The sequence below is a fragment of the Marinobacterium nitratireducens genome (genome assembly GCF_014645375.1).
GTDB lineage: Bacteria > Pseudomonadota > Gammaproteobacteria > Pseudomonadales > Balneatricaceae > Marinobacterium_A > Marinobacterium_A nitratireducens.
The window spans coordinates 197162-213332 of sequence record NZ_BMLT01000005.1; the positions used below are offsets into that span (position 1 = coordinate 197162).

The window sequence follows — 16171 nt, forward strand, 5'->3', positions numbered from 1 at the left end:
ATGCAGATCAACAGCCCACGCTTCAAGGAGCGCGCGCACCAGGCCCTCGATGACGCCAACCTGCAGCGGGCGCTCGGCAACCTCAAGGCCGGTTTCCCGCAAAAGCGAGCCCAGGCAGTGGCGTGTATGCCCGAGTTCGACGACCTTCGCGATCAGGCCCGCGACCTCAAGAACCATATCCTCGAGCACCTGGACCTCTATCTCGAGCAGTTCGAGAGCAAGGTCGTCGAGAATGGCGGCCAGGTACACTGGTGCCGCACCGGCGACGACGCCTGCCAGACCATCCTCGACATCTGCCGCGCGGTCGACGCCAAAACCGTGACCAAGGGCAAGTCGATGGTATCGGAGGAAATCAATCTCAATGCCTTCCTCGAGGCCAACCGTATTCAGCCGGTCGAGACAGACCTTGGCGAATACATTCTGCAGCTGCGCGGCGACCATCCCAGCCATATCATTGCTCCGGCGATCCACCTCAATCTCGAGGATGTTTCCGACGCCTTCCACCGCCACCACCGGCGACCGAAGTCCGACGACCCGGCGGTGCTGATGCGCGAGGCACGGGAGATGCTGCGCAAGCAGTTCGTCGCCGCCGATGTCGGCATCACGGGCGCCAACTTCCTGGTAGCCGAAACCGGCTCGACCATTATCGTCACCAATGAGGGCAACGGTGACCTGACCCAGACGCTGCCGAAAACCCATATCGTCATCACCTCGATCGAGAAAGTGGTGCCGACGCTCGAGGACATGACCCTGTTCCTGCGCCTGCTGACGCGCTCGGCCACCGGCCAGGAGTTCTCCGTCTACAACACCCTGTCCACCGGGCCGCGCCGCCCGGGCGATCTGGACGGACCGGAAAACTTCCACGTGGTGCTGGTCGACAACGGCCGCAGCGACATGATCGGCAGCCAGTTCCAGGAGATGCTGCGCTGTATACGCTGCTCCGCCTGCATGAACCACTGTCCGGTCTACGGCGCTGTTGGCGGCCACAGCTATGGCTGGGTCTACCCGGGGCCGATGGGCTCGGTGCTCACACCTCAGTTGGTCGGTATCGAGCAGGCGGCGCTGCTGCCCAATGCCTCCACCTTCTGCGGCAAGTGCGAGGAGGTCTGCCCGGTGCGCATACCGCTGCCGAAGCTGATGCGCCACTGGCGCGAGAAGGAGTTCGAGAAGCACCTGACGCCGAGGGCAGCGCGGTACGGCCTCGGCGGCTGGAGCTTCTTCGCCCGCCGCCCCAGGCTGTACCGGCTGCTGAGTCGTGTCGCCAACAGGGCACTGCGGACGCTGGCCGGCAGCAAGGGCCGTATCCACAGACTGCCCCTGGCCGGCGGCTGGACCGACTGGCGCGATATGCCGGCGCCTAGCGGCAGAACCTTCATGCAGCAGTGGAATGAAAAAAAAGCAGGAGAAACAGCCGTGAGCCGGGAGAAAAAAGCATGAGCAAGGCCGAAATTCTGGGCAACGTCCGCCGTGGTCTGAAGCGTGGCGAGGCCAGCGACGCACAGCGTCAGGTCGTGCGGCAGCGACTGGAGAACCGGCGCGCCAACCTGATTCCGGCACGGGCGCAGTTGCCGGTCAGCGGGCAGGTGGAACTGTTCAAGACCATGGCGCGGGAGGCCGCCGCCGACCTGATCGAGCTGAATACGATGGACGAAGTGCCAGCCGTAGCGGCCGAGTGGCTGCGCCATCACCATATCGAGGAACTGGTCTGCGCCAATGATGAGATAGTGGCGACGCTGGACTGGGCCGGCACTGCCGATATCCGCCGCGAAACCCGGGTCGCGCGCGCCGGCGACCTGGCAAGCCTCACCAGCTGTTTCGCCGGCATCGCCGAAACCGGCACCCTGATGCTCTACTCGCAGCCCGAGAGCCCGACAACGCTGAACTTTCTGCCCGACAACCACCTGGTGATACTGCGCCGCTCGCAGATCGTCGGCGTCTACGAAGACGCCTGGCAGCTGTTGCGTGACGCTACCGGCGGCAAGATGCCCCGCACCGTCAACATGATCACCGGCCCCTCGCGCAGCGCGGATATCGAGCAGAAACTGCAGATGGGCGCCCACGGCCCGCGCACGCTGGTAATTCTGTTGGTGAACGATTAAGCCGCTACAGACCGCAAGCTTCGCCGCGGGACGCGCCTCCTACGACGGGTGGCAAGTACCCGAATCCCGTGGGAGCGGCGCCCCGCCGCGAAGAGCCCCAAAACCAAAAGCTTCGCCGCGGGGGCGCGGCTTCTGCGACGAGGTGCCGGACGCCCGGATCTCGTAGGAGCGGCGTACCCAAACTCAAGGGCACTTTCCCGCCGCGAATAGCCGCCTCGACCAAAAGCTTCGCCGCGGGGGCGCGGCTCCCACGATGAGGTGCCGGACGCCCGGATCTCGTAGGAGCGGCGCCCCGCCGCGAAGAGCCCCAAAACCAAAGGCTTCGCCGCGGGGGCGCGCCTCCCACGATGAGGTGCCGGACGCCCGGATCTCGTAGGAGCGGCGCCCCGCCGCGAATATGCAGTCGCGAAATCCCGATCACAGCCAGATGGCATCCCAGTGCGAATAGTCACCTACCTTACTGACCAGACCCGCCCGAAGAGGGTTGGCCACGACGTAGCGTGCCAGCTGGCGCAAATCCTCTTCGGTACGAACGGCATGATCGTGAAAGCCGGACTGCCAGACAGCACCCGAAAGCTGCAGATGCCGGTTGATGTGATGGGCGCTTGCACTTTTGACGCGCTGCATCAGACCAGACAGGGTCACCCCATCAATGAGTTGCAGCAGCCAGTGTAGATGGTCCGGCATCACGACAAATGCCAGCGTGGTGGCATTATCGCTTTCCGCACGAAGGCTTCGGACAAGGATTCGGGCGCTCTGCAAATCTCGAAACAGCGCCTGCCTGTTTCGGGTCACGGTCGTCACCAGATAAGCGGTTCCCGGCTCCGATACCCGACCTTTGCGCAAATCCCTGCCGTGATAGGTTCGTTGTACTCTGCCCATGAACATTCATCCTTGAACGTGCATAAAGAGGTTGAGCAGGGGAATTGTAGCCGTCTACAGGGCGACCTGCCGCAAATAGCGCTGCTCGACCAAAAGCTTCGCCGCGGGGGCGCAGCTCCTGCGACGGGTCCCAAGTACCCGAATCCCGTGGGAGCGGCGTCTCGCCGCGAAGAGCCCCAAAACCAAGGCTTCGCCGCGAGGGCGCGCCTCCTACGACGAGGTGCCGGACGCCCGGATCTCGTAGGAGCGGCGCCCCGCCGCGAAGAGCCCCAAAACCAAAGGCTTCGCCGCGGGGGCGCGGCTCCCACGATGAGGTGCCGGACGCCCGGATCTCGTAGGAGCGGCGTACCCAAACTCAAGGGCACTTTCTCGCCGCGAATAACTGCCCTGACCAAAAGCTTCGCCCCCGGGTCAGGACCCGACGATGCTGTCGCGGTTGTAGTGGAACTTCATATAGACGATTCCCGGGGTCATCACCAGGCGCCAGGCCAGTTCCGTTTCGTCGCAGCATTCGGGATCGAAGCGACGTACCGTAAGAATCAGGGTGTCGAGCCACAGATCGTAGAGCGCCGGCCGGATGTTGATATGATGGCGGTTGTGACTGATGGCAACGCGATCGAGGTAGTAGTCGGCGTTGTTGGAGGCATAGAAGCTCAGCAGGTGGTAGAAGGATTTCATCAGCATCGCCTGCTGGCGATCCATATCGGTGTCGTGAAATTTCTCCGCCACTTCGTCGGACGCAGCCAGGAAGGCATCGTAGAAGCCTTCGAAGAAGGCGCGCCCGTCGACTTCGTGCGAGAGTACCCGCTCGTAGCTGCGGTCGAATAGCCGTTCGGTGTCCATGTCTGCTCTCTGTTTTTATCGGTATTCTTCAGGCAGGACCAACCGCTCAACACAACAGGCTTTGCTGTTTCCCCGAATCAGGTATGGTCAGTGCCGGTTTATATGTCCTCAGTATAGAAACCACACCGCTGCGATACCTTGCGCTGAATCAGTGGCACGGTTCAGACTGGTTTCATCGGGGAATGCAGAATAGGCTCAACCGACCTACAAGGATGCCGGCCACGAAATGAACAAGACCCGCCTGTTGCTGCTGCTGACGATTGCCGCGCTGATCGCGCTGTTCTTCGCCTTCGATCTGCAGCAGTACCTGAACCTGGAAGCGCTTAAACACCGCCAGGCCGAATTCGACGCCTGGTACCGGGCCCACCCGCTGACCACACCGGCGCTGTTTTTCGCCGCCTATGTACTGGTTACCGCACTGTCGCTGCCGGGCGCCGCGGTAATGACGCTGGCAGCCGGGGCCCTGTTCGGGCTCGGCACCGGGGTGGTGCTGGTGTCCTTCGCCAGCAGCCTGGGCGCGACCCTGGCATTTCTGGTCTCGCGCTACCTGTTCCACGACGCGGTGCAGTCACGCTTCGGCCATACGCTGCAATCGGTCAACCGCGGCATCGAACGCGACGGCGCCTTTTACCTGTTCACCCTGCGCCTGGTACCGCTGTTCCCCTTTTTCATCATCAACCTGGTGATGGGGCTGACGCCGCTGCGCGCCTGGACCTTCTACTGGGTCAGCCAGGTCGGCATGCTGGCGGGGACACTGGTGTACGTCAACGCCGGCACCCGCCTGGGCGAGATCGAGGGCCTCGCCGGTATACTGTCGCCGGAACTGATCGGTTCCTTCGCGCTGCTGGGCCTGTTTCCGCTGCTGGCCCGGCGACTCCTGGACGGGGTCCAGCAACGGCGCTCACTCAAGGGATTTCGCAGGCCCCGACACTTCGACTACAACCTGGTGGCCATCGGCGCCGGCGCGGGGGGCCTCGTCACCAGCTACATTGGCGCCACCGTCATGGCCCGGGTCGCGCTGATCGAGAAACACCGGATGGGGGGCGACTGCCTCAACACCGGCTGTGTGCCGAGCAAGGCCCTGATCCGCTCGGCGCAGGCCGCACGGGAGATGCGTGACACCGCGAAGCTCGGCATCGCACCGGCCGAGCCCGAGGTCGATTTCGCGGCGCTGTTCGAGAGCGTGCAAGGGGTCATCGAAAAGGTCGAGCCCCATGACTCGGTGGAACGTTACCGCGGGCTCGGCGTCGACTGCATCGCCGGCGAGGCCCGTATAGTCTCCCCCTGGGAGATCGAGGTCGACGGCCGCGTGATCAGCAGCCGCAATATCGTCATCGCCACCGGCGCGCGGCCGTCGGTGCCGTCTATTCCCGGGCTCGACGAGGTCCCCTACCTGACCTCCGACAGTCTCTGGCAACTGCGCCAAGACCCGGGCCGCCTGCTGGTGCTCGGCGGCGGTCCGATTGGCTGCGAGCTGGGCCAGGCCTTCGCCCGGCTCGGCGCCGAGGTCACGCTGGTACAGCGACGCGACCAGCTGCTGCCGCGGGAAGACCTCGACGCCGCCGCCATCGTCGAGCAATCCCTGCGACAGGACGGCGTTCGCGTGCTCAAGGAACACAGCGCCATCCGCTTCGAACGACGTGATAACGCCCGGGTGCTGATCTGCCAGACGCCCGGGGGCCAGACCGAACTCGCTTTCGACACCCTGTTGCTGGCGCTCGGCCGTACCCCGAACACCGAAGGGCTGGGACTCGAACAGCTGGGCCTGACGACGGACAGCCGCGGCGCGCCCCTGGTCGACGCGCACCTGCGCACCAGTATTCCGACCGTCTATGCCGCCGGCGACGTTGTCGGGCATTACCAGTTCACCCACACCGCTGCCCATCAGGCCTGGTACGCGGCGGTCAATGCGCTGTTCGGCGCGGTGAAGCGCTTTCGTGTCGACTACAGCGTTATTCCCTGGTGCACCTTCACAGCCCCCGAGCTGGCCCGCGTCGGACTCAACGAAAAGGAGGCGGCCGAGCGCGGCATCGCCCACGAAGTCACCCGCTTCGAACTCGGCGAGCTGGACCGCGCCATCACCGACCGCCACGAGCGCGGCTTCGTCAAGGTACTGACGCCCCCCGGCAGCGACCGGATACTCGGCGCCACCATCGTCGGGGCGCACGCCGGCGACCTGCTGGCCGAGTACGTGCTGGCAATGAAGCACGGCCTGGGCCTCAACAAGATCCTCGGCACCATCCATGTCTATCCGACCCTGAGCGAAGCGAGCAAATATGCCGCCGGGGAATGGAAACGCAACCACAAGCCGGAGCGGCTGCTACGTTGGTTAAAGCGCTACCATGACTGGCGCCGCTAGCAGCCTGTCGGGCTTAGCCGGTCGTAGCGAGGGAAAGACCGTTCTGAGTCAGTTTTTGAGCTCTTTCGCGACGAATAGTGGTTCTACTTAACACAAATCGGCAGGATCGCCGATTTGCACAGCCGCAGGCTGCCTCGAAGAGGTGGGGCACAAGGAAGTGCCCCATGCACAAGAGCTCAAAAATGGCCAGAATCGGCTTTTCCGCACGACTGCATGGATGCAGGAGGTAGGGCGAAGCAGGATGCCCGAGCCGAGTAGATCAGTGTTAAGTCCGACAGGCTGCTAGGGCGGGAAATGCTGCAGGATCGCCTGGATCTGAGCCTGGATCTCGGCCTCGCGTTCGGCCGGCGACTCGGCGCTGGACGGACGTCCCGAGTAGCTGCCGCGCCAGACCAGCCGACGCTCCGGGTCCAGCACGTCGAGGGTCAGGATGCGCTCGATGTAGGGCTCGGCGACGGTGCGGCTGAACACCGGCCCGAAATAGGGTCTGTGATAGCCCCAGAAGAAGGGATCGTCGTAGTAGGTGTGGTAGCGCACGCGCTGCACGTCCTGCAGCCGGAAATCGACCAGAAAATCCGGATCGGCGCTGGCTTCACTGTAGCCGTGCCACCTGAGCTGCTGGGCGATGGCGTCGCGGATGCGACGCTCCATCAGGCCGTTGCGGGCCGCGAGTTCCGAGGAGTCACCTTCGGCCCAGCCGAAGGTTTGCATCAGCCCAAAGGCCGTGCCGGGCTGGTAATCGACCGACACCCGCTGGCCGGCACAGCCGACCAGCGAGACGAGCAACAGAAGGATCAGCGGCAACCGGAACAGCATCGGCCAGCTCCTCGGACAGGGAATACCTCCATAGACCGGACTTGCAGGCTCGGGTTCAACCGCTAAGGGGCGTTACGCGTTATACGCCTTACGCCTTACACCTTATGCCTTATGCCTTATGCCTTATGCCTTATGCCTTATGCGGCTCCAGCATGCCTTCACGGACGATAAAGTCGATGATCTCCGGCAGCCCCTTGCCTTCCTTGAGGTTGGTAAAGACATAGGGCTTGCCCGGTCGCATGCGCCGGGTGTCGGCTTCCATTACCGCAAGGTCGGCGCCGACATGGGGAGCGAGGTCGATCTTGTTGATCACCAGCAGGTCGGAGCGGGTGATGCCCGGGCCGCCCTTGCGCGGAATCTTCTCGCCTTCGGCCACGTCGATGACATAGATGCACAGATCCGCCAGTTCCGGGCTGAAAGTGGCGCTGAGGTTGTCGCCGCCGCTTTCGACGAAGACCACATCGAGGGTCTTGTGACGTTTTGCCAGCTCTTCCACCGCGGCCAGGTTCATCGAGGCATCCTCGCGGATCGCGGTATGCGGGCAGCCGCCGGTTTCGACGCCGATAATGCGATCGGCGGCCAGCGCCTCGGCACGGGTCAGGATCTTGGCGTCTTCCTGGGTGTAAATGTCGTTGGTCACGACGGCGATATCGAAATCGTCACGAATCGCTTTGCACAGCACTTCCAGCAGCGCGGTCTTGCCGGAACCCACCGGCCCGCCGATACCGATGCGCAGCGGGGATTTGTAGTCGTTCATTACTGGTCCTCGGAAACGGAAACATTTAGCAGGCTGTTGAAAATCTATCTGCGTTGCCGAATGCGTCGTTAAAAACAGGCTCAAAATGCTCATTTAGTCCACTAAACTGCGCTTTTTCGCCTGTTTTTGCCTAGCCTCGGCTGCCTCGAAAACGTTTTTCAACACCCTGTTAGGTGTCTTGAAATGCGAGCAGGACAACGACGACCGCCGCCCTGCCATCTTCTTCCATCCGCTCAGGAACGGAAGAGCCTCGTGTATTGTGTCTCGTGCCGACTGCTGGCGATCGCCAGCGCCGGCGTCGAGCTGCCGATACGGTCGTCGTCAACCTCGAGCGCCCGAGCAACCGCCTGCGGCACGCGCTCGGACAGTCGCAGCAGCAGGCGCTGACCGGCGGTCTGCCCCAGCGGCACCAGCTTGACGCCCGCCATGACGCCGTTCTCCAGCCAGCTCCAGCAGTAACCGCCAAGGGCATCCTCGCGCTGGATATTCCAGCAACCCGCAGCCAGCGCGAAACCTGCCAGCTGGGTGCTGTCGAGCGCCGGTCGCAGCGCCTCGGGCACCGCCACGCCCAACTGCGGCAGCAGGGTTGCCAGTGCCGCCCCGCGCTGGCGCTCCTCCTTGCGCAGCTCCGAGGTCTCGCGACAGGCCAGCAGCCAGTCGCAGTGGCGTTGAACCGCCCCGGCGTCCTCGCGCTCGAAGGCATCGCACAGCCGCGCCAGCAGGGGCAGCTCCAGCGTCACCAGGCTATGATCGAGCACGCTCTCAAGCCAGTCGCCGAGGCCGTCGGCATCCCTGACCCAGCCACACTCGATGGCCCACTCGAGTCCCTGCGAGTAGGTAAAGGCTCCGACCGGCAGCGACGGGCTGATCAGCTGATAAAGGCGCAGGTCCGCCAGCATCGGCTCAACGCCCTTCCTGGTCGTCGCGCTTGCGCTCGGAACGCGTCAGCTTCAGCACGAAATACAGCGCGCCACCGAGCACCGCCAGCATGGCCAGGTGGTCGAGGCTGGTGAACTGGTGCGAAAGGGCCCCGGCCAGGCCGCTGCCCTGGTGCTCGCCATGGGCCAGGGCCAGCGGGGAGGCCAGGGTTGCAACGGTAGTCAGGCTCAGTTTCTGCTTCATGTTCATCGTGGATACTCCGTTTCAGCTTGTCCGTATTCAGTGATGGTGGTGGCCGCCGTGGCTGTGTTCATGACCATCGTCGTCGCCATGATGGTGGTGGCCCTGTCCGCTGCTCTGGTAAGCGCCCGCTTCGGGCTCGAACGGCGCCTGCTCGGCAATCACCTCGAGGCCCAGGCCACGCACCATGTCGTCGAGTACGTGGTCGTGCAGGTAGCGGATCCAGCCCGCCTCGACCTGCAGCGGCACGTGGCGATTGCCAAGGTGGTAGCAGGCACGGGCCAGCAGCAGGGCATCCGTGCTGCGCACCGTGGAAACCGTCTCCGGCGCCGACTCGACCTGCACCACCAGACCATCGTCGCTTTCGAGCAGATCCCCGTGCCGCAGAACCAGGCCCCGCGGCAGGAATAGCCCGACCTCACGGCCGTCGGTCAGCTCGGCGCGCAGCCGGCTCTTGATGCGCTTATCGATCGGCAACCGCAGCGCGGCCTCATGGGGCTTTGCGTCGCGCAGCACCCGGGTCAGTTTGATCATTCTTTACTCGCCACTCTTTGGGTATACATGATGGGTTACGCGATGCCCGCAACAGGTGCAAACCTGACACCTTTCCGGCATTGCATCGCTGCACCCATCCTACGGGCTGTAGGAGCTCGCTCTGCGAGCGAACAACCAGGGTGCCAACCCGGTTCGCCCACGGAGTGGGCTCCTACAATGAGTTGTCATTGTTTGTCAGAACAGGAAATACCGCTGCGCCATCGGCAGCACCTCGGCCGGTTCGCACACCAGCAGACGGCCGTCGGCGCGCACCTGGTAGGTCTGGGAGTCGACGTCGATGACCGGCTGGTAGCTGTTGTGCACCATATCGTTCTTGGTCACGCTGCGGCAGCGCTCGACCTCGCCGATCAGGCTGCCAAGTCCGAGTTGCTCGGGCACGCCGGCGGCAATGGACGCGCCGGACATGAACAGCATCGAGGTGGCCTGCGACGCCGCGCCATAGGCGCCGAACATGGGCCTGTAGTGCACCGGCTGCGGCGTCGGGATCGAGGCATTGGGATCGCCCATCGGCGCCGCGGCGATCAGACCGCCCTTGAGGATCACGCTCGGCTTGGTGCCGAAAAAGGCCGGTTTCCACAGCACCAGGTCCGCCAGTTTGCCGACCTCCACCGACCCCACCTCGTGGGCGATACCGTGGGCCAGCGCCGGGTTGATGGTGTATTTGGCGACGTAGCGCTTGAGACGCTTGTTGTCGTGGTGCGAGGGGTCGCCGTCGAGACTGCCGAACTGGACCTTCATCTTGTGCGCGGTCTGCCAGGTGCGCGTGATCACCTCGCCCACCCGGCCCATCGCCTGGGAGTCGGACGAGATCATCGAGAAGGCGCCAAGATCGTGCAGAATGTCCTCGGCAGCGATGGTCTCGCGGCGGATGCGCGACTCGGCAAAGGCCACGTCCTCGGCGATGCTCGGGTCCAGATGGTGGCAGACCATCAGCATATCGAGGTGCTCGTCCACGGTATTGACCGTGTACGGACGCGTCGGGTTGGTGGAAGACGGCAGCACGTTGGCGAAGCCCGCCGCCTTGATGATATCGGGGGCGTGGCCGCCGCCGGCACCCTCGGTGTGATAGGTGTGAATGGTGCGCCCGCCGATCGCCTTCAGCGTTTCCTCGACGAAGCCGCCCTCGTTGAGGGTATCGGTGTGGATCGCCACCTGCACGTCCATCTCGTCCGCCACCGACAGACAGCAGTCGATCGCCGCCGGAGTGGTGCCCCAGTCCTCGTGCAGCTTGAGCCCGATGGTTCCGGCCGCGACCTGCTCGCGCAGCGCCTCCGGCTGGCTGGCGTTGCCCTTGGCGAGAAAGCCGATGTTCATCGGCAGCGTATCGGCCGCCTGCAGCATGCGGTGGATGTTCCAGGGACCCGGCGTGCAGGTGGTGGCATTGGTGCCGGTCGCAGGACCTGTGCCGCCGCCCAGCATGGTGGTGACGCCGGACATCAGCGCCTCGTCGATCTGCTGCGGGCAGATGAAGTGGATATGGGAATCGATACCGCCAGCGGTCAGGATCTGCCCTTCCCCGGCCAGCACTTCAGTGCCGGGACCGATGACGATATCGACGCCGGGCTGAACATCGGGGTTGCCGGCCTTGCCGATCGCCGCAATGCGGCCGGCCTTGATGCCAATATCGGCCTTGACGATACCCCAGTGGTCGAGGATCAGCGCATTGGTGATCACCAGGTCCATGGTTTCGCTGCTCGGCCGCTGGCCCTGGCCCATGCCGTCGCGAATGACCTTGCCGCCGCCGAATTTAACCTCGTCGCCATAGACGGTGAAATCCTTCTCGACCTCAAGCCAGAGTTCGCTGTCGGCCAGCCGTACCCGGTCACCGGTGGTGGGGCCGAACATTTCCGCATAGGCCTGTCGTGAAATCCTGGCCATCGGTTAGACCTCCCTGCCGGCGACGAAGAAGCCGATGTGGGCCGCTCTCGCAACCGCTTCCGCACAGGCCTGCCGTGATATTTTCGCCATTACAGATCCCCCATTACCTTGCCCTGGAAGCCATAGACCTTGCGATCGCCGGCGTACTCCACCAGCTCGACCGTACGGGTCTGGCCCGGTTCGAAGCGCACCGCGGTGCCGGCGGCGATATTGAGGCGGAAGCCCCGCGCCTGATCGCGATCGAAACGCAGTGCGTCATTGACTTCGAAGAAGTGGTAGTGGGAGCCCACCTGAATCGGCCGGTCGCCGGTATTGGCGACCTCCACCGTGACGGTCGGGCGGCCGGCGTTGAGTTCGATATCGCCCGCCTGGACGATTATCTCTCCGGGAATCATAAGGCGCTCCTCAAACGATCGGGTCGTGCACGGTGACCAGCTTGGTGCCGTCCGGGAAGGTCGCTTCGACCTGCACCTCGTGCACCATCTCGGCCACCCCTTCCATGACGTCATCGACCGTCAGCAGCGTGCGGCCGTAATCCATCAGTTCGGCAACGGTGCGGCCGTCGCGCGCACCCTCGAGGATGGCTGCACTGATATAGGCCACCGCCTCGGGGTAGTTGAGCTTCAAACCTCGCTCCTTGCGGCGTTCGGCGAGCAAGCCGGCCGTAAACAGCAGCAGCTTGTCCTTTTCCCGCGGTGTTAGTTCCATACGCAGCTCTTTCTGTTGATTCTGTTAGCGAAAGCAGCGGGCCGGTCATTGCCCGCCCTCAACCTGCAAGCAATATGTGTACCAAAGCAAGGCAGGAACAACCGGCAGCTGCACCAAAATGACTCTCGGACTACTAGAGACTAGACCTAAAGCACAGCTCGTATGAAATTTTGCAGCTCTTCTGTCTGCGGTGCGGCGAACACTTCCTTTGCCGGGCCCGTTTCCCATACCTTGCCCTGATGCATAAAGACCACCCGGTCTCCAACGTCACGGGCAAAGTTCATTTCGTGGGTGACCAGAATCAGCGTCATACCTTCGGCGGCCAGCTGTTCCAGGACCTTGAGCACCTCACCCACCAGTTCCGGATCCAGTGCCGAGGTGATCTCGTCGCACAGCAGTACTTTCGGGCGCATCGCCAGCGAGCGGGCAATCGCCACCCGCTGCTGCTGACCTCCGGACAACTGCTCGGGATAGGCGTCGAACTTGTCGGCCAGGCCGACCTTGGCAAGGACCTCACGGGCCCTGGCCTCGTTCTCGGCAGCGGACAACTTCAGCACCAGCTTCGGTGCCAGCATCACGTTCTGCCCCACGGTCAGGTGCGGGAAAAGATTGAAGCTCTGGAACACCATGCCGACACTGCGGCTCAGTCTGCGGACCTGATGGTCATCGCTGGTGACCTCGAGGCCGTCAACGACGATGCCACCGTCCTGATACCCCTCCAGGCCATTGATACAGCGCAGCAGCGTACTCTTGCCGGAACCGCTGCGTCCGATGATGGACACCACCTCGCCAGCCACAATTTTCAGATCCACACCCTTCAGGACGTGGTTATCGCCATAGTATTTATGGACATTATCGATGCTAACGAGTGACATGCAGCTTTTTCTCCAGATTCTGGCTGGCCTTGGACAGCGGATAACAGAGCAGGAAGTAGAGTAGCGCCACCAGCCCGAACACCTTGAACGGTTCGAAGGTGGCATTGTTGAGCATGGTGCCGGCCTTGGTCAGTTCGACAAAGCCTATGATCGAAGCCAGCGCCGTGCCCTTGACGATCTGCACCGAGAAACCCACCGTCGGCGGGACCGCCACGCGCAGCGCCTGCGGCAGGATCACATGGCGCATCAACTCGAAGTAGCCGAGGCCCAGACAGCGCCCCGCCTCCCACTGCCCACGGGGGATCGATTCGATACAGCCGCGCCAGATCTCGGCAAGAAAGGCGCTGCTGAACAGCGTCAGGGCCAGCGCCGCAGCCGTCCAGGCAGACACCTCGATACCGAGCATCGAGAGGCCAAAAAACGCCAGGAACAGCTGCATCAGCAGCGGGGTTCCCTGAAACAGCTCGGTATAAAGCCGGGTAAACCAGATCAAAGCCGTACGCCGGCTCATGCGCATGAAGGTCAGCAGCAGGCCCACGACAGCCCCGCCGGCAAAGGCGATCAGCGATAGCACTATGGTCCAGCGCGCCGCCAGCAACAGGTTTCGCAGGATGTCCCAGTCGGTTAACGAAGCCATCAACGAGTCCTCTTCTTGGGAAAGGCGTAGTAACCCACCAGCCGAAACCCCTGGCGCATGCCGATCGCCAGCAGCAGGTACATCAGCGCGGTGACCAGGTAGACCTCGAAGCTACGGAAATTGCGGGACTGGATGAAGTTGGCGGCGAAGGTCAGGTCCTCGACCGAGATCTGCGACACCACCGCGGAGCCCAGCATCACGATGATGCACTGGCTCGACAGCGCCGGATAGATGCGTTCCAACGCCGGCGGCAACACCACCCGGACAAATGTCTGCACCTTGCCAAGCCCCAGGGTTCGTGCGGCTTCCAGCTGACCCGTCGGGGTTGCCTGAATACCGGCGCGGATGATCTCGGTGCTGTATGCGCCAAGGTTGACGACCAGCGCCAGCAGCCCTGCCTCGACCGCCGACAGCTTGAATCCCAGCGCCGGAAGACCGAAGAAGATGAAAAACAGCTGCACGATGAAGGGCGTGTTGCGAAATACCTCGACATAAGCACCCGATACGCGGCGCAACCAGGCTTGCCGGCTACTGCGGGCAGCCGCGCCCAGGATACCGAGCGCGCACCCCGCCAGGGTGGTGACGACTGTGAGCCAGACCGTCACCCAGAAACCGTGTGCCAGTTGCGGCACATAAGGCAGCAATTCGCCGAATTGCAGTTGGTATTCCATGATTCTGCCTCACCCCTTGAGGTCGGCCGGCAGCGGCGCCTTGAGCCATTTCATCGACATGCCCTCGAGAGTACCGTCGGCCAGACCGGCCTCGACCAGCGCATTGACCTTCTCGAGCAGCTCCGTATCCCCCTTGTGCACGCCGATGTAGCAGGGCGAGTTCTTGAGCATGAACTTGGTCACCGGCTGGCGGTCCGGATTGCGTTCGGCAATGGTTGCAACCACCAGGTTACCGGTCGCGATCAGATCGACCTGCCCGGCAAGATAGGCCGACAGAGTGGTGTTGTTGTCCTCGAAGCGCTTGATTTCACCGTCGGCCGGCACCAGTTCGCTCAGCTCCATGTCCTCGACCGAACCGCGGGTGACGCCAACCACCTGGCCCCCGAGTTGCTCCGGTGCGGCCACCTCGACTGACTCGTCACCGAATACACCGAGGAAGAACGGGGCATAGGCACGGGAAAAGTCGATCGCCTTCTCGCGCTCGGGGTTCTTGCCCAGACTCGAGATCACCAGGTCGACCTTGCGGGTCTGCAGGTAGGGAATGCGGTTGGCGCTGGTCACCGGCACCAGTTCGAGCTTCACGCCCATGCCGTCCGCCAGATAGCCGGCCATGTCGACGTCGTAGCCCTGGGGCTGCAGATCCGCTCCTACGGAACCAAACGGCGGAAAGTCCTGCGGTACCGCTACGCGCAGAATGCCGCGGGCTTCAACCTCTTCCAGTTGATTTGCCTGAGAGGTGATAGCCGTTACCGTCAACACCGCTGCCCCCAATACAGATGCACACTTTTTAACCAGGCTTTTCATTGCTTCTTGCTCCTACGTCTGCCGGACTATCTGTTACTTTTGTTTCACTAACAGACAGGCCTGCAACTAACGGACCAGAAAGGAAAACAACTTTACAAACAAACAGATAGCGTTATTTATCCAAAAACAACGCCCTGAATCTGCGGCAGAGGGCTCCAGAGAAGTGCACAAAAATGGACGTCGGCACCAACAAGGTGCCGGAACGAAACAAAACTTTCAGGAAGGCGAACGAGGGACTAGGGCAGAAAAAATCTCTACAAATCAGCTATCAACGTGCGCTACCGGAGAGGTCCAGTGACAGCTCGTCAATCAGCTCATACTGTTCATTGATGGCAGCGATACGTTCACTACCGGCGCTCAGATTCTGATGCAGTACCAGGTTGGCAAGAAGGTTGGTCAGGCTCATGGCGCTGCTGTAGCAATCGAACGCAGAAAGACTGTCGAGCGGACACTCCAGCCACCAGCTGGCCTGACTGGCAATCCCACGAGCCGAACCGTCCGCCAGCAGCAGGACCGGCACACCCTGTCGGTGCAGTGATCTCAGAACCGCCGGAAATTTGTGCGGACGGCGACGGAACCCACACAGCACGACCAGATCATCCGCGTGCAGCTCCGCGAGTTCTTCCCCCAGCGACTGTCCGGGCTGAGGCGCCATCCTCACGCGCTCCCGCACCTGGGCGAGTTGCTGACGCAGATGCAGTGCCACCGGGAAGCTGTTGCGAAAGCCGATGACCACGACCTCGCGCGCCTGTATCAGCGCCTCGACGGCATTCGTCAGCAGATCGTTGTCCAACCCTCCATAAAGCCGTTTCAGGTTGCCGATCTCCCGCTCCAGGTGCTGCTCGAGTATACCGCCGCCAAAGGCGTCCTCGTTGACGACCGGCACACCCTGCTGCCGCAGGTCGCGGAACCGCTGCCGGCCTTCGCGAAACGACCCGAACCCAAGACGCTTGAAGAGACGACTGACCGTTGCCTTGGAGACGCCGCAGTGCCGTGCCAGCTCGGTGCTGTTGTATAGCGGCAGATCTTCCGGGTGCCCCAGAATAAAATCGGCCAGCCGGCGCTCCTGCGGTGGCAACTCGCTGTATTCGTTCTGCAGGCGCTGTTCGATCTGCTCCAATTTTCACTCCCTTGGTATACAAATTCTTAGGATGCAGAAGTCAAGAGC

18 protein-coding genes are annotated in these 16171 nt (G+C 62.8%); 3 read left to right on the plus strand and 15 right to left on the minus strand.

Features of this window, described 5'->3' with window-relative positions:
• Both IEX85_RS11220 and IEX85_RS11225 read left to right on the plus strand, forming a co-directional pair.
• Window positions 1-1437, plus strand: a complete 1437-nt coding sequence (locus tag IEX85_RS11220) for a LutB/LldF family L-lactate oxidation iron-sulfur protein (RefSeq protein WP_188860682.1) — start codon at window positions 1-3, stop codon at window positions 1435-1437.
• On the plus strand, window positions 1434-2099 hold the full coding sequence (locus tag IEX85_RS11225; protein ID WP_188860683.1) for a LutC/YkgG family protein: 666 nt from the start codon (window positions 1434-1436) through the stop codon (window positions 2097-2099). Before IEX85_RS11220 ends, IEX85_RS11225 begins: the two co-directional genes overlap by 4 nt.
• A 417-nt stretch (window positions 2100-2516) precedes the next feature.
• Here the strand turns inward: IEX85_RS11225 and IEX85_RS11230 are convergent, their stop codons facing one another.
• Both IEX85_RS11230 and IEX85_RS11235 read right to left on the minus strand, forming a co-directional pair.
• Entirely contained in the window at window positions 2517-2981 is a 465-nt protein-coding gene (locus tag IEX85_RS11230) for an REP-associated tyrosine transposase (protein ID WP_188860684.1), read from the minus strand.
• A 411-nt stretch (window positions 2982-3392) separates the two neighbouring features.
• Window positions 3393-3824 carry a globin gene (locus tag IEX85_RS11235; RefSeq protein ID WP_188860685.1) on the minus strand — a complete coding sequence of 144 codons (432 nt, stop codon included), beginning with the start codon at window positions 3822-3824 and terminating at the stop codon, window positions 3393-3395.
• Between the two features lie 226 nt (window positions 3825-4050).
• Here IEX85_RS11235 and IEX85_RS11240 point away from each other — a divergent pair, with 226 nt between their 5' ends.
• A complete protein-coding gene (locus IEX85_RS11240) occupies window positions 4051-6183 on the plus strand; it encodes a dihydrolipoyl dehydrogenase family protein (RefSeq protein WP_188860686.1) in 2133 nt (710 codons plus the stop codon).
• A 282-nt stretch (window positions 6184-6465) separates the two neighbouring features.
• On the opposite strand, the gene IEX85_RS11245 is transcribed toward IEX85_RS11240, so the two are convergent.
• The 13 genes from IEX85_RS11245 to IEX85_RS11305 form a co-directional block, all read right to left on the minus strand.
• Window positions 6466-6999, minus strand: coding sequence for a DUF4136 domain-containing protein (locus tag IEX85_RS11245; RefSeq protein WP_188860687.1), 534 nt, complete (start codon window positions 6997-6999; stop codon window positions 6466-6468).
• Between the two features lie 130 nt (window positions 7000-7129).
• Window positions 7130-7756: an urease accessory protein UreG gene (gene ureG, locus IEX85_RS11250; protein WP_188860688.1), complete on the minus strand. Its 627-nt coding sequence runs from the start codon at window positions 7754-7756 to the stop codon at window positions 7130-7132.
• A 233-nt stretch (window positions 7757-7989) separates the two neighbouring features.
• Window positions 7990-8655: an urease accessory protein UreF gene (locus IEX85_RS11255; RefSeq protein WP_188860689.1), complete on the minus strand. Its 666-nt coding sequence runs from the start codon at window positions 8653-8655 to the stop codon at window positions 7990-7992.
• A gap of 4 nt (window positions 8656-8659) precedes the next feature.
• Window positions 8660-8884 carry a HupE/UreJ family protein gene (locus IEX85_RS11260; RefSeq protein ID WP_188860690.1) on the minus strand — a complete coding sequence of 75 codons (225 nt, stop codon included), beginning with the start codon at window positions 8882-8884 and terminating at the stop codon, window positions 8660-8662.
• A gap of 30 nt (window positions 8885-8914) precedes the next feature.
• A complete protein-coding gene (ureE, locus tag IEX85_RS11265; RefSeq protein WP_188860691.1) occupies window positions 8915-9409 on the minus strand; it encodes an urease accessory protein UreE in 495 nt (164 codons plus the stop codon).
• A gap of 195 nt (window positions 9410-9604) precedes the next feature.
• Window positions 9605-11308 (minus strand): urease subunit alpha, encoded by a 1704-nt coding sequence (gene ureC, locus IEX85_RS11270; RefSeq protein ID WP_188860692.1) that lies wholly within the window; start codon window positions 11306-11308, stop codon window positions 9605-9607.
• An 89-nt stretch (window positions 11309-11397) separates the two neighbouring features.
• On the minus strand, window positions 11398-11703 hold the full coding sequence (locus IEX85_RS11275; protein ID WP_188860693.1) for an urease subunit beta: 306 nt from the start codon (window positions 11701-11703) through the stop codon (window positions 11398-11400).
• A 10-nt stretch (window positions 11704-11713) separates the two neighbouring features.
• On the minus strand, window positions 11714-12016 hold the full coding sequence (gene ureA, locus IEX85_RS11280) for an urease subunit gamma (protein WP_188860694.1): 303 nt from the start codon (window positions 12014-12016) through the stop codon (window positions 11714-11716).
• Between the two features lie 146 nt (window positions 12017-12162).
• Window positions 12163-12891: an amino acid ABC transporter ATP-binding protein gene (locus IEX85_RS11285; RefSeq protein ID WP_188860695.1), complete on the minus strand. Its 729-nt coding sequence runs from the start codon at window positions 12889-12891 to the stop codon at window positions 12163-12165.
• A complete protein-coding gene (locus IEX85_RS11290) occupies window positions 12878-13528 on the minus strand; it encodes an amino acid ABC transporter permease (RefSeq protein WP_188860696.1) in 651 nt (216 codons plus the stop codon). Before IEX85_RS11290 ends, IEX85_RS11285 begins: the two co-directional genes overlap by 14 nt.
• Window positions 13528-14199: an amino acid ABC transporter permease gene (locus IEX85_RS11295; protein WP_188860697.1), complete on the minus strand. Its 672-nt coding sequence runs from the start codon at window positions 14197-14199 to the stop codon at window positions 13528-13530. Before IEX85_RS11295 ends, IEX85_RS11290 begins: the two co-directional genes overlap by 1 nt.
• A 9-nt stretch (window positions 14200-14208) precedes the next feature.
• The gene (locus tag IEX85_RS11300; RefSeq protein ID WP_188860698.1) at window positions 14209-15003 is read right to left on the minus strand and encodes a transporter substrate-binding domain-containing protein; all 795 of its coding nucleotides are present in this window, start codon (window positions 15001-15003) and stop codon (window positions 14209-14211) included.
• Between the two features lie 268 nt (window positions 15004-15271).
• Window positions 15272-16123 (minus strand): MurR/RpiR family transcriptional regulator, encoded by an 852-nt coding sequence (locus IEX85_RS11305; RefSeq protein ID WP_188860699.1) that lies wholly within the window; start codon window positions 16121-16123, stop codon window positions 15272-15274.
• Between the last annotated feature and the right edge of the window lie 48 nt (window positions 16124-16171).